The sequence below is a fragment of the Micromonospora globispora genome (assembly GCF_003857015.1).
Lineage (GTDB): Bacteria > Actinomycetota > Actinomycetes > Mycobacteriales > Micromonosporaceae > Micromonospora > Micromonospora globispora.
Genome location: NZ_QGGF01000336.1, coordinates 1 through 871 on the forward strand (window position 1 = coordinate 1; position 871 = coordinate 871).

Here is an 871-nt window from a genome sequence, read left to right on the forward strand (position 1 = left end):
GCCAGCAGGTCGTCGGGGAGCGCCGGCGCGGTAGGGACCAGCGCGGCCGGAGCGTCCGGCTCCTCGGCCGGCCCGGCGGAACGAAGGGGCAGGACGAGGGTGTCGGGCCGCTCGGGCCCGCTCACCAGACGAATGGCCAGCACGCTGGACCGTACCTCCAGAAAATGTGCGAAGCGGGAGGAACCGCCGCTTCCCGGTTGCGAAGGCCCTGAGCCACCGGCAGCGCCGGTGGCTCAGGGAAGGACGAACTGCCCGCGCGGCCTGCGCCGCGCGGAGCACTCCTCGATCAGCCCGCAGCTGCCTTCAGCGCGTCCCCGAGCGCGTTGGCCTCGTCGGGAGTCATCTCGACGACGAGCCGGCCACCACCCTCCAGCGGGACCCGCATGACGATGCCCCGGCCCTCCTTGGTGACTTCCAGCGGACCGTCGCCCGTCCGCGGCTTCATCGCCGCCATGTTGTCTCCCCTCAGACCTACACCAGGGTCGGTGGGTTGCCCCACAGCCACTTCGTCATAACCACCCGCAACCGTCGCGGGGGCGTCGACCAACGATTTTCCCTGATGAACACCGCCGGACCCAAACCGAAGCAGCATTGATGTAACAGCATCTAGCTTATCTTGGATAGGCCTGTCACAATGTGCGGTCATGCAGGCACGGTCGGCACTCTTCGACCTGTACGGCGACCACCTCCGAGCGAGGGGTGGCCGCGCGCCGGTCGCCGCCCTGGTCAAGCTGCTGGCACCGCTCGGAATCGCGCCTCCGGCGGTACGCACCGCGGTCTCCCGGATGGTCCGCCAGGGCTGGCTCGAGCCGCTCCGACTGACCTCCGGGCCGGGATATTCGATCACACCAAAAGCCGCCCGGCGACTCGA

At 69.2% G+C, this 871-nt stretch carries 1 protein-coding gene and 1 pseudogene; one reads left to right on the forward strand and one right to left on the reverse strand.

The annotated features are described in order from the left end of the window. Positions 1 to 286 precede the first annotated feature (286 nt). Positions 287 to 454: a DUF3117 domain-containing protein gene (locus DKL51_RS16585; protein WP_007455245.1), complete on the reverse strand. Its 168-nt coding sequence runs from the start codon at positions 452 to 454 to the stop codon at positions 287 to 289. Positions 455 to 644: 190 nt separating this feature from the next. Between DKL51_RS16585 and DKL51_RS16590 the strand changes: the two are divergent. Then, positions 645 to 871: pseudogene (locus tag DKL51_RS16590) on the forward strand (PaaX family transcriptional regulator C-terminal domain-containing protein); the annotation flags it as partial.

Coding starts and splice junctions, on each gene's coding strand:
- DKL51_RS16585 (WP_007455245.1), bottom strand. CDS start 454: ATGGCGGCGATGAAGCCGCGGACGGGCGACGGTCCGCTGGAAGTCACC.